Consider the following 20,649-nt stretch of genomic DNA (forward strand, 5'->3'; position numbering starts at 1 on the left):
CGAATATGAAAATAATCCACACCTCTGACTGGCACATCGGCCGCGTCCTCTATGGACGTGCGCGGTACGACGAATACGAAGCGTTTCTGGACTGGCTGGCGGCGCTGATCGCAAGTGAGGACATCAACCTGCTGCTTGTCGCGGGGGACGTCTTCGACAACAGCACCCCCAGCAACCATGCCCAGGAGCTCTATTACCGTTTCCTCTGCCGGGTAGCCGCATCTTCGCATTGCCATGTGGTGGTGACGGCGGGAAATCATGATTCTCCTTCTTTTTTGGCTGCCCCCCGGGAACTCCTGAAGTTCCTGAATATTCATGTCGTCGGGTGCGCATCTGCGTCGCCGGACGATGAAATCGTGGTAATAAAGGGACCGGATGGCGGACCCCGGCTGATTGTCTGCGCCGTTCCCTATCTCCGGGACCGGGACATTCGCACCGCCGAGGCCGGGGAAAGCGTCGAAGCAAAGGAACAAAAAATAATCGCCGGGATCAGAGCCCATTATCGGATGGTATATGACGCAGCCCAGGCAAAACGCACTTTACTAAACAGGGATCTGCCCATTGTCGCGATGGGGCATCTGTACGCCGCCGGCGGCAAGACCGTTGACGGCGACGGTGTGCGCGAGCTCTACATTGGCTCGCTGCTCCATGTTGGTACGGATATCTTTCCGGAATCAATCGACTATTTGGCCCTCGGGCATCTCCACATCCCGCAGACGGTAGGCGATTCCAATTTCATTCGTTATTCCGGATCGCCGCTGCCGATCGGCTTCGGGGAGGCAAATCAGAAAAAGAGCGTGGTTCTGGTGGACTTCTCTGAACAAAAAAGAACAGTCACCACCATTTCTACTCCGCATTTTCAGGAGTTGCTGAGTCTGAAGGGCGATTGGCAAGACATTTCCCGCAAGCTAATGGAATTAAAGGAAAAAAGGAGCACCGCCTGGATAGAGATCATCTATGAGGGGAGCGCTACCGCCGCTGATTTGCAGGCGCGCCTTGACGAGGCCGTCGAGGGGTCGGAACTCGAGATTCTCCGCGTCCGGAACAACCGGCTGCTTTCGCAGGCCATGAGCGGGCAGAACGAAACAGAAGCGCTGAGCGACCTGAACCCAACCGAAGTTTTCGAACGCTGCCTGGAAGCGCGCAATGTTGCCGCTGAACGGCGCCCAGCCCTTTTGAACGCCTACAGGGAAATCATCGTCTCCTTAAACGAGCAGGACCCGCAGGCAGAATAGGAGAAAAATGCATGCGAATCCTCGGCGTTCGCTTCAGAAACCTCAATTCGCTGGCCGGCGAATGGCAGATCGATTTCACCCATCCGGCCTATCGCGCTGACGGCATTTTTGCAATTACCGGACCGACCGGCGCCGGCAAGACTACCGTCATGGACGCCCTCTGTCTTGCCCTTTACGGAAGAACGCCCCGTCTTGACAAAATCACGAAGGGCGGAAACGAGATCATGTCCCGCCAGACCGGCGAATGCTTCGCAGAGGTTGCCTTTGAAACAGCCAAGGGTCGCTACCGCTGCCACTGGAGCCAGCACCGCGCCCGCAAAAAGGCGGACGGCGAATTACAGCAGGCCAGACACGAGGTTTCAGACGCCGCTTCCGGGCAACTCATCGAGTCCGGAATCACGCAGGTGAGCGAATTCATCGAAAAGGCAACGGGCATGGATTTCAACCGTTTCACCCGTTCGATGCTCCTTGCCCAGGGTGGGTTTGCCGCCTTTCTCAATGCCACACCTGATGAACGCTCCCCGATCCTCGAACAGATTACCGGCGCCGAAATCTACAGCCGGATTTCCGTGCAGGTTCACGAACGCCGCGCGGCGGAACTAAAAAAGATCGAGCTGCTGCAGGCGGAACTGAACGGGCTTCGGGTAATTGGCGCAGACGAAGAGCTGGAATTGCAAAATCTTCTGCAAAACAAGCAGGATAAAGAAGTAGAACTGGCCGGAAAGATGAAAGAAGCAACGGCGGCGTTGACCTGGATCGAGGGAATGGCGATTTTGGAAAGCGAACTCGCGGAACTGGGAAAAAAGAAAAGCGAATTCGATGAACGCCAGCAGTCGTTTGCACAGGAATCCCACCGCCTGGAGATGGCGCGCCGGGCTCTCGAACTGGAGGGCGATTACCGAAGCGTAACGGCCTTACGGGAACAGCAGAAGCTGGAGATAACGGAACTTCACGACGCCCTGGCCATTATGCCGGAAAAGGAGACGGATGGCGCAGCGGCGCTCGCAGCGAGGCTGGCCGCGGAAAAGCTGCTGCAGGAAAGCCAGATCCGCCAGCTTGCGGAAGGGGAACTGATCAAAAAAGCCCGCGCCTTCGATGTCCGCATAGAAGAGCAGATAAAGCGGCTTGCGGAAATCAACCGGGAGATCGCCCAGGGTGAAGCAAAGGTAAAGGACTGCGAAATCAGCAGGGAAAATGGTAAACAGCAACTGACTCAAGCCCATTCCTTTTGGGAAGCGATCCGGGGATACCAGACAAAACACGGCGCCGACGCCGCGCTGCTGGCCAATCTCAGCGCCATCGAGCGGGGCTTCGCACTCGTTGACGAGGCTGAGGCAAAATATGAAAAGGCGGCAAAAGAGCTCTCCCGGGCGGTAACAGGGAAGGAATCAGCCCGCGCCGCGTACGCGAAAAAGGAGACCGCTCAGGAAAAATCCCGCCAGGTTTTTTTGAAAAACAAGAATGATCTCAAAGAGCTGACTGAAGAAGTCACGGCGCTCTTGGGGGAACGCGACCTTAGCCAATGGCGCGCGGAAATGGATTGCCTCAAGGAACGCGGCAATCTGCTGCTGCAGGCAAAAGAGACGCTGACCGGGCTCGAACGAACAGCCACTCTCCTCAAGCAGCTTCAGGCGAGCAGCGAAACATTATACACTGGACATGCCGACATCCTGGCGGAGACGACCCTGCGCGGTGAGCAGAAAACCGTTTTGGAAAACGAGCTCGCCGCCCTCGAGACGGAGGTGTCGCTTCTTTGCCGTATCCGCGACCTTGAAGAAGAAAGGCAGCGCCTCGTGGACGGCCGACCCTGCCCGCTGTGCGGAGCGCTCGAACACCCTTACGCAACGGGCAATCTCCCGGTTTTGAACGAAGCGGAGGCGAGGCTCAAAAAACGGAAGGATGAGGTTAAGGCGACGGCGCAGCTACTCGGGAAGTTAGAGACCGACAGGATCAAGGCAGAGGTGGAAATCCGGCAAGTCGAAAAGGAAATAGCGGAAAAAAGTAAAATCCTCGCTGAGGGTCAAAGGCTCTGGAGCGACATCCGGCAGAAACTTAAAATAGAGGCATTGCCATCTGAAATATATGTAATGATTAGCGAATTGTTTGGAGACGTCCAAACAAATCTTTCGGAAACAGGGAGAATTATCAGCCTGGCAGAAGAGCGGGAGCGGCAGGAAAAGACGCTCCGCCTCACTCTGGAAAATACCCGGACGATCTTTGAAGGAGAGGAGAAAGCCCTTCAGGAAGCGCGTCATCAACTGGCAGCCGCCGACAGCGATTACGAGCGGCTGACAAAAGAGTACGCCGCGTTTGCACGGGAGCTTGAAAAAATAAGGACCTCGCTTCTTGCTGACATCGAGCCGTTCGGGATACTCCGCATTCCCCCGGACAACCCCGCTGTCATCTTGAAAGAGTTGATACGCCGCAAAGATGACTGGCAGACCAAGGAAGTGGAAAAGGCCAACCAGGGAAAGAAGATTGAGGCGCTGCAAGGCGGACTTGAAAAAAATGAAACCTTGCATGAGAGTCTGAAACAGGCGCTGGAGGTTAAGCGAACGGAGGGCGACCGCCTCAGGAATAACCTTGACTCGCTGCAGACGTCCCGTCGGGAATTATTCGGGGAGAAGAGCGCCGACGAGGAGGAAAAACGGCGGGCGGCGGATGTGGCGCAGGCCTTGAAGAATCTGGCGAATGCCAGTGAAAACTGGCTCAAGATCGAAAAGGAACTGAGCTTTCTGAAAGAAAAAATCGCCTCGCTGCGACAAAAAACAGCCGGGCGGGCGCCGGAAGTCTCCGTTGCGGAAGAACAATTATGGGGCAAGATTACCGCCGCAGGATTTGCGGACGAAGCAGACTGCCTCTTTGCACGTCTGACGGCAAAGGAACGGGAGTTGATTGCTGAAAAGGAAAAAATCCGGCTCCAGGAAAAAACGGAGCTTGACGCCCGCCTTCAGGATCGCCTTTCCTCCCTGGCTGCCGAACGGAAGAAAAAAATGACGGAAGAAACCACCGAAACGCTTACGGAAATAATCCGCGCCGGGGATGACGAACTCAAGCAGGTAAGACTGGAGATCGGCGGCATTATTAAAGAGTTGTCCGATAATGAAATTCACAAAAACAGCCAGCGGGAACGTCTGCGGAATATTGAGATTCAGAAGACGGAAACCCTCCGCTGGGAGGAACTGCATGAGCTGATCGGTTCGGCAGACGGGAAGAAATTTCGGAACTTTGCCCAGGGACTGACCTTTGAGATAATGACCGTTCATGCCAACCGCCAGCTTCGGGAGATGACGGATCGGTATCTTCTCATCCGCGACGAGCGACAGCCCCTGGAGCTGAACGTTATCGACAATTATCAGGCCGGAGAAATCCGCTCCACAAAGAATCTTTCCGGCGGCGAGAGCTTTATCGTCAGCCTGGCCCTGGCCCTTGGCCTCTCCCGAATGGCCAGCCGGAATGTCCGGGTAGATTCGCTCTTTCTCGATGAAGGATTCGGCGCCCTCGACGAAGACGCCCTGGAAATGGCTTTGGAAGCGCTTGCGGGGCTTCATCAGGAGGGCAAGCTCATCGGAGTCATCTCCCACGTTTCCGCGTTGAAGGAACGCCTCGCCACCCAAATACAAATCACTCCCGAGACGGGCGGACGCAGCTCTCTGAGCGGACCCGGCTGCCGGAAGATTTAATTTAATATTTTTAACCATTGACAAATAACAACCGAATCCTTATTTTCCCTGTTACGCTAACTCAAGGAGGCTGATGTCTTGGAAGATATTTATAAATGCAAGAAAAACGGATGCGTAATCGCTGCAGTGTGCCCGGAATCCACCTGCGACTGGTATCTGAAGAGTGAAACACATTATAATTGCACTTGGGTAGCCTGCAATTACGGACCGTTCACCCTTGAAGAGGTCGGCGAAATGATGGGGGTAACCCGTGAGCGCATCAGGCAGATAGAGGCAAAGGCGCTAAAAAAGCTGCAGCATAAAAAAAGAAGGGATCAGCTCCGCGATTTCGCATCGCCGGACAGCGAGTGGGATGCGATATAAACGTTTTCAGGGGTAGGTTTCTCGGCATTTACGGTTTTTCAGGGATTCCATGAAACAGTTCATTAGCTTTTTCCTTTCGGAACCGGAAAAGAGCAGCGCCTCCGTATCGCACTCCAGTTCCAGAGCGGCGTACTTGTCCAAGTTGGGAACTATGCTTGCCATTTTCTTGATATAGGTAATAGTTTCCGGAGATCTTTTGGCAAGTTCCGCGGCCGTCGCGGCCGTTTCCGCCATCAATTTTTCCGGAGGCACAACCCTGTTTACCAAACCAATCCGCAACGCCTCCTTGGCGCCGATTGGCTCGCCCAGCATCGTAAGTTCCTTGGCCTTGGCCATTCCCACGAGCCGACGCAGCGGGTCAAAAAGGGGATTCAACCCGAACTTGAGCTCGGGATGGCCGAAGATCGCACTTTCCGAGGCAATGGAGAGATCGCAAACTGTAATCAGATTGAAGCCTCCCCCCAGAGCCACCCCGCCTACAGCGGCAATGACCGGCTTGGGAAAGGAGTAGATCTTCTTCAGAGTCCTGAAAATAGAATTAAAATATTGTTTTATTCCCGCATCCGGGATGACCGACAGCTCTTTGAGATCCACTCCCGCTGAAAAAACATAATCGCCGCCAGTGAGAACAACAACATTCACATCCCTGTCTTCCTCAAGGAGGATGAAACAATCCTCCAAATCCTTACGCATCTCTTGAGAAAGCGCATTCAACTCCGCCGGCCTGTTCAGCTTGACGATTGCATACCCTGCATTTTTTTCTACAAGAATTGTTTTAAAGATCATGAGGGCCTCTGTCTCTTTACTGCAACAGGTATAAAGCTCCTGTCGAATCTGCCTTATTCCCGCTGACAGCTTCAACCAGACTTGATGTCATGCTCCCGGATAAATAATTCAGGAAGCCCACCTTCTTTTTCGCACCATGAACTATTTCCGGTTTTCCTTCCAGGCCGGCGAGTCGCCCGGCGAGCATCACTGCATCCTGAAAGCCGCCAAGGCCGTCAACAAGCCTGCGTTCTTTTGCCTGTCTTCCGGAAAAAACACGTCCATCGGCAATTTGTCGCACTTCTTCCAGGGGAATCTTGCGATTTTTGGCAATAACCTGCACAAACTGATCGTAAATATCGTCAACAATTCCCTGGATCAGGGTCTGCTCTTCCGCCGTCATTTTTCTTGTCGGCGATCCGATATCCTTGAATTTTCCGCTTTTTATCACATGGGAGCTGACCCCGATCTTCTTCATCAACTCCTCCACGTTCGCGTAATGCATGACCGCGGAAATACTTCCCGTTATTGTCCCCGGATTGGCGAGAATGCGATCCGCGGCCACGGCGATCAGGTATCCGCCAGAGGCCGCAACCGCTCCCATTGACACTACAACCTTCTTCTTTTTTTTGAGTTCGAGCACCGCCTGATAGATCTCCTGAGACGGGGCTACCCCCCCGCCGGGAGAATTAATCCTCAGGACGACGGCGCGAACCCTTTGATCGTCGGCAAATTGCTGCAGTTGTTCAACGATCGCCTCGGAATCGCTGATAATCCCCTCAATCGGCACGACCCCTACCTGACCCTTTAAGGAAAATGAATGCCGGCCAGCGGCAAAAATCCCCAATCCATAAACGAGGACGACCGAGGCGAGTCCGATACACGCCAGCAAAACCACTCCCAATATAACCGGGTGCTTTCTCATATATCAAAGGGCTTTTCGAGAGCTAATTATCTGTATCAACGATCTTTATATCGGCAAGCGCCTGACTGAGACTCGAGCCGATATTCTCCTGATTGTTTATATATTGATTGGCCTGTTTACCCTCAGAGCCCTTTGTCGAACTTGCCCCTGTTTCCAGGTCCTTTATGCTCAGACGGATTTTTCTGCTTTTCGGATCGACATTTTTGACAACGGCGGAAACTACATCGCCGACGGAGAACAGCTCGGAAGAAGATTTTACCCTTTTGGAACTGAGTTCAGAGATGTGGACAAGCCCCTCCATCCCCTCCTCGATCTCAACAAAGACGCCAAATTCCGTAATATTGGTGACCTTGCCGTTTACGATCGAGCCCGGCAGATACCTCTCGCTCAACTCTTCCCAGGGATTCTTTTCAATCTGCTTCAGTCCCAGAGAAAATTTCTCATGCCCGACATCGATGTTGAGCACCATCGCCTCAATCGTCTGACCCTTCTTGTAAATCTCGGCAGGTTGCTTTACCCGCTGCTTCCAGGAGATATCGGACAGGTGAATAAGTCCGTCAACCCCCTCTTCCACACCGACAAAAATTCCGAAATTGGTAATATTTCTTACCACCCCGGTGACGATGCTTCCCTCGGGATATTTCTCTTTGAGGGCTTCCCAGGGGTTCGCGGTTATCTGCTTCAAACCAAGGGAAATGCGCTTGGTGTCGGTGTTGATGTTAAGAACCATCACATTTATTACCTGCCCTATCGCCAGTACCTTGGAGGGGTGCTTTACCTCCCTTGTCCAGAACATCTCCGACACGTGGATCAACCCCTCAACGCCTGGCTCGAGCTCAACAAAAACGCCGTAATCGGTAATGTTTACCACTCTTCCCTCAACAACAGCGCTTACCGGATATTTTTCCTTTATCGTTTCCCATGGATTCTCAGTCAACTGCTTGAGGCCCAGCGCCACGCGCTCCTTCTCCCGGTCAAAGGAGAGAATCTTTACCCTGATCCTTTCCCCCTTGGAAAAGTGGTCGGCGGGACGGGTTATCCTGCCCCAGGAAATGTCGGTTACATGCAGCAGACCGTCTATTCCGCCCAGGTCGATGAAAAGACCATAGTCGGTTATGTTTTTGATCACGCCTTCGACAATCTTGCCCTCTTCGATATTCAGGAGGGTTTCAACCTTCTCCGCCTCCCGGTCTTTTTCCAGGATCGACCGCCGGGAAAGAACGACATTGTTGCGCTTGCGATCGTACTTTAAAATATTAAACTCTAATGTCTGACCGACATAGCGGTCGAGATCCCGGACCGGGCGAACATCAACCTGCGAACCAGGCAGGAATGCGGGAATCCCGATATCAACAGAAAGGCCTCCTTTCACCCTTTCGAGGACAATGCCTTTCATCGGGGCGTTTTGCTCACAGGCAATCTTGACATCATCCCAGACCTTGATTTTGGCAGCTTTATCGCGGGACAGAACAAGGTTGCCGTCCTGATCACGGCGATCGACAAGAACCTCGATCTCGTCCCCGATGTTAAAGACAACATTGCCATTTTCGTCGCTTATCTCCCGAGCGGGAATATACCCTTCCGTTTTCCACCCCACATCCACCATGACGGTGTCGGTGTTGATCTGCACAATTTTGCCGATCAAAACATTGCCCAACTGTACGGATTGAAGGCTTTGCTCGTAAAGCTCCTTAAAATCCATGCTCTCTTCTTTTTCCCCGGAAAAATCATCTACATTCTCCACAACTTCTTTTTCCCCGGTTACATCGTCTGCCTGCTGTTTCAAGATTTCGTTACCGTCGTCAACCATTAACCCAATACCCCCTGAAGATTTATAATTTTAGAACCGTTTGGCCAGATATCATACGAATTTTAAATTATCAAGGAATTTCAAATAAAAAACCATCCGGCCATTTTTGTTCTCGCTCTGATTTTCAAAAATTGAGGTGTCGTTCTATTGCAAGAGCCATAATTTCGACAATTTCGTCAATCGCTTTGTCTGTGGTATCAATAACAACGGCATCAACAGGAATGACGAGCGGAGAAATCGTCCGCTCACTGTCCTGACGGTCGCGACGCTTAATATCCTCTTCAACGCTCTGAGGATTTACCAGCTCGCCCTTGGCGATAAGCTCCCGGTGCCTTCTTCTGGCCCGTTCCTGCACGGATGCCTCTAGATAGAATTTGACCTCGGCCTCGGGAAAAACAACCGTGCCCATATCCCGTCCTTCCGCGACAACTCCTCCTCCGGCGCCTATCCTTCTCTGAATGTCAAGCAGGTTTTTTCTGACGGCGGGAATTGCGGAGATTTTCGAGGCGAGCAGACCGATCTTCTCTGTGCGGATCAACGTCGAAACATCCCGGCCATTTGCCGAAATGCGGAAAACCCCCGCCTCATTTCCTACTTCTATCAGGGCGTCCCTGGATATCTCCGCCGCGCTTTCTTCCGTCTTTTCTCCCGGGCGCTCATCCACAAGATACGCCAACGCCCGGTAAAGCGCTCCGGTATCGAGATAGAAAAACGAGAATCGCGCCGCGATAAGCTTGCTGATCGTACTCTTTCCCGCACCGGCAGGACCATCAATCGTAACGACAGGTTTTTTTCTCATAATTTTTTAACTCTCGGTAATAAAAAGGGAAACGAAAATGACGCCACAGCAACTCCCAGGGAGTCAAATAAAACGTCGAACAATGAGGAGTCCCGACCTGGAACAAATGATTGATGCCATTCATCGGTAAACGCGTAGATGATGCCGACAAAGATCGTTGCTATCAACGCGCGCCTTTTCCCCGGAAGACCTTCGACGTTTGCAAACCAGCGATACAAAAGAGCCCCCAGAATAAAATACTCGATAAAATGGACTATTTTGTCAAAACCGAAAAAAGAGGGGGTCTCGTCGGGAAAACGCGAAAGAGAGGAAAGGAAAAAAATAAGGGAGGCATAAACAACAACAGGACCGCCAAGATAAATCCATTTTAGAAAACGATTCTGAATGCCGGAAATCATGATTGCCACAATGCCTCCATTTACCCCAATATCTCTTATCCCCTGTTGCAGGCTTTCGCTTTTGCCCTCCAACACAAAGACTTTCCGTTATCCCAGGCGACTGGAAGCCGTGTAAAACTCACAATATTTGCAAAAAGCAAAGGGATTGAGCCTATAGCATATCGCGGAGGAAACTTTCAAGCCTGCTTTCAAGTTAAAGTTGAGATTGATTGTTAGCCGCAAAAAGGGGTAATAACGGCTTCCCTAATAATAAAAACGGTGAATGGTATGAAAATGAGTGCAAAAAAGATCAGAGAACTGCCGAAAACCTTTTTCTTGTTTCTTATCCCTGTGCTCGTCCTGCTTTACACCCCTTGCGCGCTGGCCTCATTCACGCTCGATGATGAAAAAAAGCTGGGGAAAGAATTTTACGATAAACTCGAGAAAAACGAGCTTCTTCTGCACGACGACAAGCCAGCCGCCTATTTGAACAAACTGGGAAAACTTATCTTGTCGCACAGCGACAAGCTGCCTTTCGATTACCGCTTTTCAATAATCCGCAGCGCGGGGATTAACGCCTTTGCTACCCCGGGCGGTTATATTTATGTAAATCAGGGGTTAATTAATCTTGCCGAAAATGAAGGCGAGCTGGCCGGGGTGCTGGCGCACGAGATTGCCCATGTTAACGGCAGGCATATCGCCGCAATGGTTGATCGCTCGAAGAAAATTAACATCTCAACCCTCGCGGCGATAATCGCCGGCGCTTTTCTCGGGGGCGGCGGCGATCTCACCGCCGCGGTAACCAGTTTTTCAGTTGCCGCCGCAACGTCCCTATCGCTGCAGTACAGCCGGGAACACGAAGAAGCTGCCGATCGCAGCGGGCTTTCCTATCTTGATGCCGCAGGCTATAACGGCAAGTATATGCTCGATTTCCTCAGGGTCATGCGAAGATACGAATATTACTCAAGCACGATTCCGTCATATTTTTTTACCCATCCCGGAACTGAAGAGAGAATCGGCTATATCGACGCCCTGCTCCAGACAACATACAAAAAGGCCGGAGCGGAACAGATTATCGGCGGTCTAAAAAGAATCCAGACCATTCTGCGACTGCAGGGAGAGGACTCGTCTGCCAACCTGAAATTCTTCAAGGGGGAAATAGCGTCTGACAAGAATAATCTTGACGCACTGTACGGTCTTGCCGTTACAGAGGGAAAAATCGGGATGGCAAATGAAGCAGTTGAACATTTTCAAAGGGCGCTTGCCTTGAACGGCAAAGATCCCGATATCCTCCGCGACTTTGGAATCTCCCTGTTCAAGTTGGGAAAGTTTCCCGAAGCGGCTCTCTATCTGCGCCGGGCAATAGTTGTCGGCCCTGACGACGCCACGGCTAATCTATATTTAGGAAAAGCCCTTCTGGCAACCGGCAATGTTGCCGAGGCAATCGCTCTTTTAAAAGAGCTGGAGAAAAAGCGCCCTGCTGATCCTGATGTCTGCTATGACCTTGCAGTCGCGTACGGAAAGGCCAACGAAAAAGGCCTGTCCCATTATTATTTCGGCCGCCATTTCAGGATGAAAGAAAAGAAGGAAAGCGCCCTTTTTCACTTCCAGGCAGCCCTGAAGGAACTGCCCGCCAATGAAGAAAAAGCTGCAGAAATCCGAAAAGAAATAGACTCACTTAAAAGCCCGGCGCACAGCAAACAACCGCCAATATCATTAAATCAGCCGACGAGGTCTTTTTTCGCCGCTAACGCACGAAGCGCGTATTCTTCGTGCAACCCTTCTTTTTTAAACAGCTCAAAAATATCCGGGTCTATATGCAGCTCTTTTGCCATCTTTTCCATGATGTCCATCGTTTCGGAAAGGGTGTTACCCTTCTTGTAGGGTCTGTCCGAAGCTGTAAGCGCCTCGAAAATATCCGCCAGGGCGATGATTCTTGCCTGCAGGGGAAGCTCCTCCGCGGTAAGCCCCCTCGGATAACCTATGCCGTTGAGCGTTTCGTGATGGGATGATGCATAATGAGGCACACGCTTCATTTTCTCGGGGAAGGGCAGTTGTCGAAGGATATTGTTCGTCATCGCGGCGTGATTCTGGATAATTTCCCGTTCCTTTGAGGTCAATGTGCCCCTGCGTATGGAAAGATTTTCAACCTCTTCCGGAGAAAGCAGTGATTGGGCCTTTCCATCCATGGGAAATGTTGTCATCCCGATCTGCCGGAGGCGGGCAATCATTTCATCAGACATGAACTCGCCGCCTTTGTTGGTCTTCATCAGAAAGTTGAATTCGTCCCGCAGCTTTTTCTCCCTTTCGTCTCGTTCGGGATAATAGCCCGAATTCAAGAGCGCTTTGTTTTCCGACTCTCCTATCAATGTCTCCAATTTATGAAGGTTGAACTTTGTTTTGTACAATTCAATCCGCAGCTTAACAATTTCAATCCGGTCAAAAATAGTCTGTAGTTTTGTTTCCTTATCGACAATATACTCCGGGGTTGTAATCTTTCCTACATCATGGAGCCAGGCCGCGGTTTGCAGTTCTTTAAGCTCGTCCTCGGAAAGCTCAATTTCTGCGAAATGCCCCTCTTTCGCTGCGTTGATTTTTCCGGCAATCTGCATCGTCAACTCCGCGACCCGACGAACATGCCCGCCGGTGTAAGGAGATTTTTCGTCTATCGCCACGGCGATGGCGCGGATAAAAGATTCCAGCAGATCCTGGAGTTCTTTGATCAAACGTTTGTTGGAAAGGGCGATGGCTGCCTGGGAGGCAAATGATTCTGTTATTTCAAGGCTCATTGGCGAGAAGGAGCTGACGCTGCCGCCCTCCCTCGCATTCAACAACTGCAAAACGCCGATTACTTCATCTTCGTGATTCTTCATCGGCACAACCAGCATCGACCGGGAGCGGTAGCCGGTGGAGCGATCAAAATTTCTTGTTCCCTGAAAATCAAACCCCTCCTTTTGATAAACATCATCAATATTTACTGTTTCTTTCGTCAACGCAACATGAGCGCAGACATGGCGGTGATTGGGGGAACCATCCGCATCACGAAGCGGTATAGGCTTCCATGTTATTTTTTCCCCTTTTCCCCCCATTTTTATTTTCAGACTGCTCGTCTGGACAATGGCAAATTGTAGTTCCGTCTTGTCGTCCGACATGATGTAGAGGGTGCCGCCGTCCGCATTCGCAAGTTCCTTCGCCTCTTCCAAAATCATTTCCAGCAGACGTTCGATGTTTCGCTCGCCGGAAAGGGCTGTCCCGATTTTTGTAAATCTATGTAAAAGCTTTATATTATCTTTTGTAAGATCATCAAGGACTTCGCAAGACTGCACAGAAGAGGCATCGGCAGAAAGGTCTCTCCGCGTCGGTTGATTGTCCCGGTCCCCAATTGTTGCCATGGAAAAATCGCCCCTGCCTATTATCGTCTTAGTACGGAAGATCAGCGCCTGACACAGAAAAGCAAAGCTTGGTTCAGCGGATAATAACACGCAGCTCTTCAGATTCAAACTCTTTTTTAAAAGCGGAGAATTCTTCGGACAAATAGGTTTTTTCGGTAAGAAAATCGCTGTTCAGTGTTTTAGAGGGAACAAACCCCTGTAATACGTAGCATCTTGCCCCTTTTATCGAATTTACGACCCGGACCAGGTCATCACGATCCAGCAGCGAACGGACAACCGTGGTTCTGAATTCATGTTCGGTCCCGGCAGCGATAATCAGAGAAATGCTTCTCCGAATATCGCCGGGGTCAATTTCAACGCCGGCAATTTGCCGATATTTATCGAACGGCCCTTTTATATCCATCGCCCAGAAATCGACAAGCCGCCTTTTTATCAGCTTTTCGATTGCCTCCGGGTTAGAACCGTTGGTGTCCAGTTTTACAAGATACCCGAGTTCCTTTACCTTTTGCAGGAAATTTTCAAGGTCCGGCTGCAGCGTCGGCTCGCCCCCGGTTACCGATACCGCATCCAGCTTACCTCTCCTCTTTTCCAGAAAAGATAAAACTTCCGCCGCGGGAAGAACGGGACCATATCTTTGCGGATCTACAAGCTCTGGGTTGTGGCAGTAAGGACAACAAAAATTGCAACCCTGGGTGAAAATGATCGCGCAGATTCGCCCAGGGTAATCTATCAGTGAAAATTTTTGCAGGCCCCCGATTATTATTGTCAGAACGCGTATTCCTTTCGCAGAGCATACTCCTCTTTTTTACCCTTGTTCCACTGCTTGACCGGGCGCAGATACCCGACAACGCGGGAGTATATCTCACATTCTTCTCCGCAGGTCGGACAGGCCTCCTGCTCGCCCGTGAGGTATCCATGCTCCGGACAGACGCTGAACGTCGGGGTAAAGGTAACATACGGCAGATGATAATTCGTGCAGATCTTTTTAACCAGCTCCCTTACCGCCCGGTAATCGGAAATACGCTCCCCGGCAAAGGTGTGAAACACGGTGCCGCCGGTGTACTTGCACTGGATTTCGTCCTGCAGGTCAAGGGCCTCGAAGACATCGTCGGTATAGTTTACCGGCAGTTGAGTGGAATTAGTATAGAAAGGCTCGGCCTTGCGGGCAGTTATATTTTCTTCATCGGCGCAGATGATCTCCGGGTATTTCTCCTTGTCGATTCGCGCCAAACGGTAAGAAGTTCCCTCGGCGGGGGTCGATTCCAGATTGTAGTTGTTCCCGGTCTCCTCCTGAAATTTTACGAGCCGATCACGCATGAAATCCATAACTTTTTTTGCAAAGCTCTGTCCTTCCGGGGTTGTAAGGTCCTTTCCCAGGAGGTTAAGGCACGCCTCGTTCATCCCCAGCAGACCAATCGTAGAAAAGTGATTTTTCCAGTACTGGTTGAAACGCTGCTTGACGCTGCGCAGATAGTACTTCGTGTAGGGATAAAGGTTGCTTTCGGTAAAGCTTTCCAGCACCTTGCGCTTTATTTCCAGGCTTTCCCGGGCAACGTCCATCAGGCCGCCCAGTCTTACCAGAAACGACTCCTCCGTATCGGCAAGATAGCCTATTCTCGGCATGTTGATCGTGACCACCCCGACGGAGCCGGTCAGGGGATTGGAACCGAAAAGCCCGCCGCCGCGCTTTTGCAGCTCGCGGTTGTCTATCCGCAGCCGGCAGCACATACTGCGGGAATCCTCCGGATTCATGTCCGAATTGATGAAATTGGAAAAATAGGGGACGCCGTACTTGGCAGTCATTTCCCAAAGTCCGTTAAATTTCGGGTCTCCCCAGTTAAAACCCTTCGTTATGTTGTAGGTCGGAATAGGAAAGGTAAAAACCCGTCCCTTGGCGTCGCCGTTGGCCATAACCTGCAAAAACGCCTTGTTGAAGAGGTCCATCTCCTCCTGAAACTCTCCGTACGTCTCCTTCTGGAGTTCTCCGCCGACAATGACGCTTTTCTCGGCATAATAGCCGGGCACCTGCACATCGAGCGTCACATTGGTAAAGGGGGTCTGAAAACCAACCCGGGTCGGAACGTTGATATTGAAAATGAACTCCTGCAGCGCCTGCTCCACCTCCTTATAGCTGAGCTTGTCGTAGCGGATAAACGGGGCCAGAAGCGTATCGAAATTGGAAAATGCCTGGGCGCCGGCCGCTTCCCCCTGCAATGTATAGAAAAAATTCACCACCTGCCCCAGCGCGCTGCGCAGATGCTTTGCCGGCTTGCTTTCCACCTTGCCGGAAACCCCCCGGAATCCCTCCACCAGCAGATCGTACAAATCCCAACCGACACAGTAAACGGAAAGCAGACTCAGGTCATGGATATGAAAATCTCCCTCCGAATGGGCCCGGCGCACCTCCGGCGGGTATATTTCATTTAACCAGTAAGTCTTGCTGATCTCGGAAGAGATGTAGTTGTTGAGTCCCTGCAGCGAATAATCCATATTGCTGTTTTCGTTTATCTTCCAGTCGGTTCTGTTCAGGTATTTATCGACCAGGTCCGTCTGCATCCGGTTTGTTATATCCCGGAGGCGGGCGTGCTGATCGCGATAGATGATGTATGCCTTGGCGGTTTTTTTGTAGGAAGAAGCGAGCAGCACCTCCTCCACGATGTCCTGAATATCTTCGACCGTTGCGGCATTGCCGTCAAAGACCTTTTCCACCAGATTCAGGACGCGAATCATCAACTTTTTTGCCGCCTTGTGATCAAATTCTCCGGTCACCGCACCCGCCTTGGCGATCGCATTGGTGATCTTTTCCGCATCAAATTTTACCAGTCTTCCGTCCCGCTTTTTGATCTGTGTCGTCATTGAGGCCCCCTTAATTGTTGAATGAATAGCAAAAGTTCGTTGTTAAGTAAAACGCAACATGTTGTACATTGGTGGCCTTAATATCACCATATATAGATAAGTCAAGCAAAATTTTTCTCCTGCATTATTAAAATTTCAAGAAATTTATGGCTCCTTGATAAGGGCAATCGCGCTTCCAGCGAAATCTCAATGACTTGCCTTTCTTTGGGGAGCATTGTATGGTTACGGCAGATTGGAAAAAGAAAGGAACTTATCCGTAAATGGGACTTGAAAAGCTTCAGAAATTAACCTTGAAAGGTTTTCTGGCGCAGGAGGAAGGCCTGCGTTTGTATGAACTTGCGCAAACAGCCTCCCGGCGCGGCCCCTGCCTGGAAATTGGGAGTTATTGCGGAAAATCCACAGCTTATCTCGGCATGGGGTGCAAAGAGTCGGGGGGCATTCTCTTTTCCATCGACCATCACGAAGGCTCCGAGGAACAGCAGCCGGGGCAGGAATATTTCGACCCGGAACTGTTCAACGAAAGGACCGGGAAAATTGATACCTTTTCAGTATTTCAGAATGTCCTGCGCGAGCTTTCCCTAACAGATACCGTGGTTCCGATCGTTTCGAAATCCTCCGTCGCCGCCCGCCTCTGGAGCACCCCGGTCAGTCTGCTATTTATCGACGGGGGACACACCTTCGAGGCGGCCTGTGCCGACTACAACTCCTGGATTTCCCGCCTCCTGCCGGATGGCATTCTGGCAATCCACGACATCTTTGCCGATCGGACAAAGGGGGGCCAGGCGCCCCGCTGCATTTACAACCTGGCCCTCGACTCCGGCCTTTTTGCAGAGCTGCCGGGGGCGGGAACCCTGGGAGTCCTGCAAAGGGCCTCCGGCGCCACGATAACCGACCGCGCGCGGGAAAGATGGAACGAAATCAATCGCTGATTGTCGCCTCTTGCGGCTCGAATCTGTTTTGGTTGTTGTGTGCCCAGCGCCAAATGCAGGAATCTTCGGAAAACATCGCGTAAAGATAACCCTTTTCGATAAAGTCTCGCACCGTTTTGCGGATCAATTCCCCATCAATCCCGGTGGCGGCTGCGATCCACCGGCAGGCTCATCTTCCACAAAGCCGCTGTCGGCGCAATTTTTGACAACCCCCAGATTTTCAATCAGATCTTCCGAAAGCAGGTGATAAACCAGCTTCATCCGGGGCAAACGCTTCGGTTTCCCCGGAGCGTCTCTCCAGGGAGGCCTGCAATAAATGAAGTATGCCAAATAATTATAACTTCACGACAAAAACACACCGCCTGCCGCACCTGGTTGGATTACTCAATGTGCCATGTTCCCCATGTGGATGGATTGGACGTCGAAGCGGAAGACGGCCAGAACTTCCATTTTGTTCGTGTATCGGTGACATCAAAAGCAACCCCGATATCTCTTGCCTCTCCGGGAACAAGCCCGAGTTTTTCATATTCGATTCGTACTTCCACAGTGCCGGGAGCAGTAAGGGGAAAGATGTTCCCCGACCATCCCACTTTGGCTCGCTTACAGGTACTCCATATGTTGAATCCTCCCCGCATTTCACAATTGTTGTAGGAAGTATGAAACCACCGGTCATCCGACTTCCATGATGCACTTTTATCGTTGTTCACGTCCAGGAGGATTTCCGGGTAGAGTTCGCCCGACTGTGGTTTCAGATTGGTGAAGGCGACATACAGGCTATCGGCATCGTTTTTGTAGAACACCTTTACAACCCAGCCTTCTTCCACCGTTATTTCTGCTGTTTTCGCATCATCCCATTCTCCCGAGGCAAGAATACCGTCAATCTTCAGCGGGACATGAAGCGGCATTTCTCGCACTTGTGAAATGCCTTGCAGATCATAAACGGCTTCCTCAGTACCTATTTTCCCATTACCATTCACGTCACCAGATTTATAGACAATTGCCTCGGATATGACTCCGGCAGGAATTCCGATTGCCAAAATTGCATCGGCAAGATCAATCTTCCCGTCGCCGTTGATATCTCCCCTGAAAGCCGGCAGCGATGAAAGTTGAAAATCCACATTGGCAGTTTGTGAAAGAATCACATTAACCTTTGACGCAGCGGAAAATGACAGGGCGTTGTTGAAATATTTAAGCGCATAATCCGTCCCGCCGGTGTTTGCTTCGAGGCGGTAATCGCCCGAAGACAGCCCTGATATGGTATAGGAACCGTCAGCACCGGATTTAGCGCTTCCCCCACCGCCGTAAGCCCCGGTTGAATAATTTTCGGCAGCAATCCATACACCAGCAACAGGGCCGCCATCTGATTCGCTGGTAATCTTACCTGAAATGCTAACCATTGCTGTTTGTGCGTAACTACTTGTAACATTGAGGTAAAAAAGAATCATAATAATCTCAAGCAACATTTTTACATTCTTGAACGCGACGCCACTGATAGATCTCATTTCCTCCCCCTTTATCTATTGTCTATTGCAGAAATCTCAACAAGTTATTCTATCTTTTGGGGATATCTCTCCACTCGGCTTGAAGTTCCGCTATGCCCGAAGATAGCGCTTATCATGTAAAGTGAAATCAGTTTCAGAGACAGATTTGTTGTGATGCCACAGGGATAAAATATGTCTCTGACCCCGTTTTCCTTCCCAGCTCATTCTTCTCCAGCATCTGTACACACGACCTGAAAGCTCTCGCCTTGTCTTCCAGGGAGGTACGGCCATCCGCTGGTGTCACAACGGAGGCCGGTTTTCAGAGGACATCGATTTTGTTACGCATCTCGCGAGGCCCACGCTCGAAAGAATGATGCAGGCCATAGAGGCTCCGGTTGCCCGTGAGTCCATTGCCCATTTCGGGCTGGGCCGTCTTACGCTCGCCCCTCGTGCCCAACGGGATGAAGAGGTGGCCTGGCGGGTGGCTTTTGAACCGCTAAACTCCCGGGACAGGATTATGGTAAGGATTGAATGCGAGCGACTGCAGGAAGGGGTGACTCCGGAGTCTGAACCCCGGGTACTGGGAATGCAGCCTGCGGTATCCTACATGATCGCCAGCGGAGAGTTTCGCATTCCCCGCCCTAATTCGGTGATGGTGGTCGAAACCCTTGAAGAGATTCTTTCCGATAAGGTTCGGGCTTTGCTGGAACGCTCCTATCTTAAGGGAGGGGACATCTACGACGTCTGGCATCTGCGGGAGCGACTGCATGTTCCGGTTGTCCGAGATGTGGTGGAGCGAAAGTTCTCCTGCTATGCGGCTCCGTTTATACTGAAGCGGACGCCCAGATGGTTTCAGAGCGCCGACAGCGATCTGCGGGATGCAATTGAGAATGATCTGGGGCGGTTTCTGTCGCCGGAGGTCATGACGGCCTGCCGCAACGATGGCTATCGCCCGTTTCTGGATGCAGTGAAGGGGCTTTTCCGCGATCTGCGGGAAACGGGCGTGGTGATCCCGCCATGAGTACCATTGATATTCTCCAGGCTCTTCCTGTCCTCTTTCGCTCTGCCGATCTGCTAAAGTTTACCGGCAACGCCAATGTTTTTCTCACCCGTGCCCTGGAGCGCGGCTATATCACCCGGGTGACCCGTGGCGTGTATGTCAACAGCCGTCTGAAAGCTGAACCGTCGCTGGAAGAAACGGCCTGTTTCGTACGCGCCCCTTCCTATATCAGCGCCGAGTGGGCTTTGCACAAGCACGGGGTGATCATTCAGGTTCCCACGGTTTGTACGGTTGTCACGCTCAGCACGGCTGTCGGCATTGCCCGTAATCTCCACTGGCGCGGAGTCTCCATTGAGTACTCCCACATCTCCGATCGTCTCTATTTCGGTTTTGAAGCGCGGGATGGATTTAACCTTGCCATGCCGGAAAAGGCGCTGCTTGATTGCATCTATTATCGCAAGGCGGCGCCGTTTGAAGATGAACTGGAGTTGGAGGGAGTTGATACGGGGCGTCTGCAAGAAATGGCGCAGTCGTTTCCTGTGAGAGTGCGGGAGATTGTTGGAAAGTTGTCGTGAAAAACGGGGAGCACTGTCGTCAGTTCATTAAGATAGATAGTTAACCTATGTCGGAGCTCCGGCATAGAATTTTGGTAAGCGATCATAAGGCGCCCATTTTCAGCATTGAGTGAACCCCGGGAGTCCTGCAAAGGGCCCCCGGCGCCACAATAACCGACCGCGCACGGGAAAGATGGAACGAGATCAATCGCTGACGGCTGTCTCCTGTACTTTCCGACACTGACAAGTGCAACCTGCAAGGCAAGCTAAATCTGCGTAAAGTTGGAGGAACGCGCTCCGTTGCGTCCGCAGCGATTCCCGTAAAATAACCAATTGTAAATCAATAAGCATACGAGCCAATTGCAAAACTATTTGTCATTCCCGAAAGCGGAGCTTAATGTACACAATGCTTCTATCGGGAATACGGTTTTTCAAGCAGTTAGAACCAGATTATGAACATTAAACTTCGTTTTCCCGCTT

Annotated in this window: 16 protein-coding genes and 1 pseudogene; 7 read left to right on the top strand and 10 right to left on the bottom strand. The window is 51.4% G+C overall.

The features are described 5' to 3' along the window. The first annotated feature begins 5 nt into the window (after window positions 1–5). The 3 genes from K0B01_10970 to K0B01_10980 all read left to right on the top strand — a co-directional run bounded on the left by K0B01_10970 (window position 6) and on the right by K0B01_10980 (window position 5,281). A complete protein-coding gene (locus K0B01_10970) occupies window positions 6–1,235 on the top strand; it encodes an exonuclease SbcCD subunit D C-terminal domain-containing protein (protein MBW6486657.1) in 1,230 nt (409 codons plus the stop codon). An 11-nt stretch (window positions 1,236–1,246) separates the two neighbouring features. After that, window positions 1,247–4,918, top strand: coding sequence for an AAA family ATPase (locus tag K0B01_10975; GenBank protein MBW6486658.1), 3,672 nt, complete (start codon window positions 1,247–1,249; stop codon window positions 4,916–4,918). Window positions 4,919–5,152: 234 nt separating this feature from the next. Beyond that, window positions 5,153–5,281 (top strand): hypothetical protein, encoded by a 129-nt coding sequence (locus K0B01_10980; GenBank protein ID MBW6486659.1) that lies wholly within the window; start codon window positions 5,153–5,155, stop codon window positions 5,279–5,281. A 6-nt stretch (window positions 5,282–5,287) separates the two neighbouring features. Here the strand turns inward: K0B01_10980 and K0B01_10985 are convergent, their stop codons facing one another. From K0B01_10985 to K0B01_11005, 5 genes are all read right to left on the bottom strand, one after another. Beyond that, window positions 5,288–6,067: an enoyl-CoA hydratase/isomerase family protein gene (locus K0B01_10985; GenBank protein ID MBW6486660.1), complete on the bottom strand. Its 780-nt coding sequence runs from the start codon at window positions 6,065–6,067 to the stop codon at window positions 5,288–5,290. A gap of 16 nt (window positions 6,068–6,083) precedes the next feature. Further along, a complete protein-coding gene (gene sppA / locus K0B01_10990; protein MBW6486661.1) occupies window positions 6,084–6,938 on the bottom strand; it encodes a signal peptide peptidase SppA in 855 nt (284 codons plus the stop codon). A 55-nt stretch (window positions 6,939–6,993) separates the two neighbouring features. Then, on the bottom strand, window positions 6,994–8,781 hold the full coding sequence (locus K0B01_10995) for a 30S ribosomal protein S1 (protein MBW6486662.1): 1,788 nt from the start codon (window positions 8,779–8,781) through the stop codon (window positions 6,994–6,996). 124 nt (window positions 8,782–8,905) lie between these two features. After that, a complete protein-coding gene (gene cmk, locus K0B01_11000) occupies window positions 8,906–9,580 on the bottom strand; it encodes a (d)CMP kinase (protein ID MBW6486663.1) in 675 nt (224 codons plus the stop codon). Beyond that, window positions 9,577–9,987, bottom strand: a complete 411-nt coding sequence (locus K0B01_11005; protein MBW6486664.1) for a VanZ family protein — start codon at window positions 9,985–9,987, stop codon at window positions 9,577–9,579. Before K0B01_11005 ends, cmk begins: the two co-directional genes overlap by 4 nt. Window positions 9,988–10,245: 258 nt before the next feature. Between K0B01_11005 and K0B01_11010 the strand changes: the two are divergent. Then, window positions 10,246–10,986 (top strand): annotated as a pseudogene (locus K0B01_11010) (M48 family metalloprotease). 692 nt (window positions 10,987–11,678) lie between these two features. Here the strand turns inward: K0B01_11010 and K0B01_11015 are convergent. From K0B01_11015 to K0B01_11025, 3 genes are all read right to left on the bottom strand, one after another. Then, complete coding sequence (locus K0B01_11015; GenBank protein ID MBW6486665.1) at window positions 11,679–13,349, bottom strand: GAF domain-containing protein; 1,671 nt, start codon at window positions 13,347–13,349, stop codon at window positions 11,679–11,681. A gap of 73 nt (window positions 13,350–13,422) precedes the next feature. After that, on the bottom strand, window positions 13,423–14,127 hold the full coding sequence (locus K0B01_11020; GenBank protein ID MBW6486666.1) for an anaerobic ribonucleoside-triphosphate reductase activating protein: 705 nt from the start codon (window positions 14,125–14,127) through the stop codon (window positions 13,423–13,425). Continuing rightward, entirely contained in the window at window positions 14,115–16,205 is a 2,091-nt protein-coding gene (locus tag K0B01_11025; GenBank protein ID MBW6486667.1) for a ribonucleoside triphosphate reductase, read from the bottom strand. Before K0B01_11025 ends, K0B01_11020 begins: the two co-directional genes overlap by 13 nt. A gap of 260 nt (window positions 16,206–16,465) precedes the next feature. On the opposite strand from K0B01_11025, the gene K0B01_11030 reads away from it, so the two are divergent. After that, complete coding sequence (locus K0B01_11030; GenBank protein MBW6486668.1) at window positions 16,466–17,134, top strand: class I SAM-dependent methyltransferase; 669 nt, start codon at window positions 16,466–16,468, stop codon at window positions 17,132–17,134. A 123-nt stretch (window positions 17,135–17,257) separates the two neighbouring features. Here K0B01_11030 and K0B01_11035 read toward each other — a convergent pair whose 3' ends face one another. Both K0B01_11035 and K0B01_11040 read right to left on the bottom strand, forming a co-directional pair. Continuing rightward, on the bottom strand, window positions 17,258–17,395 hold the full coding sequence (locus K0B01_11035) for a hypothetical protein (protein MBW6486669.1): 138 nt from the start codon (window positions 17,393–17,395) through the stop codon (window positions 17,258–17,260). 119 nt (window positions 17,396–17,514) lie between these two features. Next, window positions 17,515–18,636, bottom strand: coding sequence for a carboxypeptidase regulatory-like domain-containing protein (locus K0B01_11040; protein ID MBW6486670.1), 1,122 nt, complete (start codon window positions 18,634–18,636; stop codon window positions 17,515–17,517). A 202-nt stretch (window positions 18,637–18,838) separates the two neighbouring features. On the opposite strand from K0B01_11040, the gene K0B01_11045 reads away from it, so the two are divergent. Together K0B01_11045 and K0B01_11050 are read left to right on the top strand one after the other, a co-directional pair. Then, a complete protein-coding gene (locus tag K0B01_11045; protein MBW6486671.1) occupies window positions 18,839–19,636 on the top strand; it encodes a nucleotidyl transferase AbiEii/AbiGii toxin family protein in 798 nt (265 codons plus the stop codon). Beyond that, window positions 19,633–20,190: a hypothetical protein gene (locus K0B01_11050; GenBank protein MBW6486672.1), complete on the top strand. Its 558-nt coding sequence runs from the start codon at window positions 19,633–19,635 to the stop codon at window positions 20,188–20,190. The genes K0B01_11045 and K0B01_11050 overlap by 4 nt, the downstream gene beginning before the upstream one ends. Window positions 20,191–20,649: the final 459 nt, after the last annotated feature.

This window comes from Syntrophobacterales bacterium (genome assembly GCA_019429105.1).
In the GTDB taxonomy this organism is placed as follows: domain Bacteria; phylum Desulfobacterota; class Syntrophia; order Syntrophales; family UBA5619; genus DYTH01.

Bases quoted from the DNA above. Each gene is read 5' to 3' on its own strand.
- K0B01_10970 (MBW6486657.1), top strand. From the start codon at position 6: ATGAAAATAATCCACACCTCTGACTGGCACATCGGCCGCGTCCTCTAT.
- K0B01_10975 (MBW6486658.1), top strand. From the start codon at position 1,247: ATGCGAATCCTCGGCGTTCGCTTCAGAAACCTCAATTCGCTGGCCGGC.
- K0B01_10980 (MBW6486659.1), top strand. From the start codon at position 5,153: ATGATGGGGGTAACCCGTGAGCGCATCAGGCAGATAGAGGCAAAGGCG.
- K0B01_10985 (MBW6486660.1), bottom strand. From the start codon at position 6,067: ATGATCTTTAAAACAATTCTTGTAGAAAAAAATGCAGGGTATGCAATC.
- K0B01_10995 (MBW6486662.1), bottom strand. From the start codon at position 8,781: ATGGTTGACGACGGTAACGAAATCTTGAAACAGCAGGCAGACGATGTA.
- cmk (MBW6486663.1), bottom strand. From the start codon at position 9,580: ATGAGAAAAAAACCTGTCGTTACGATTGATGGTCCTGCCGGTGCGGGA.
- K0B01_11015 (MBW6486665.1), bottom strand. From the start codon at position 13,349: ATGGCAACAATTGGGGACCGGGACAATCAACCGACGCGGAGAGACCTT.
- K0B01_11025 (MBW6486667.1), bottom strand. From the start codon at position 16,205: ATGACGACACAGATCAAAAAGCGGGACGGAAGACTGGTAAAATTTGAT.
- K0B01_11030 (MBW6486668.1), top strand. From the start codon at position 16,466: ATGGGACTTGAAAAGCTTCAGAAATTAACCTTGAAAGGTTTTCTGGCG.
- K0B01_11035 (MBW6486669.1), bottom strand. From the start codon at position 17,395: ATGAAGCTGGTTTATCACCTGCTTTCGGAAGATCTGATTGAAAATCTG.
- K0B01_11040 (MBW6486670.1), bottom strand. From the start codon at position 18,636: ATGAGATCTATCAGTGGCGTCGCGTTCAAGAATGTAAAAATGTTGCTT.
- K0B01_11050 (MBW6486672.1), top strand. From the start codon at position 19,633: ATGAGTACCATTGATATTCTCCAGGCTCTTCCTGTCCTCTTTCGCTCT.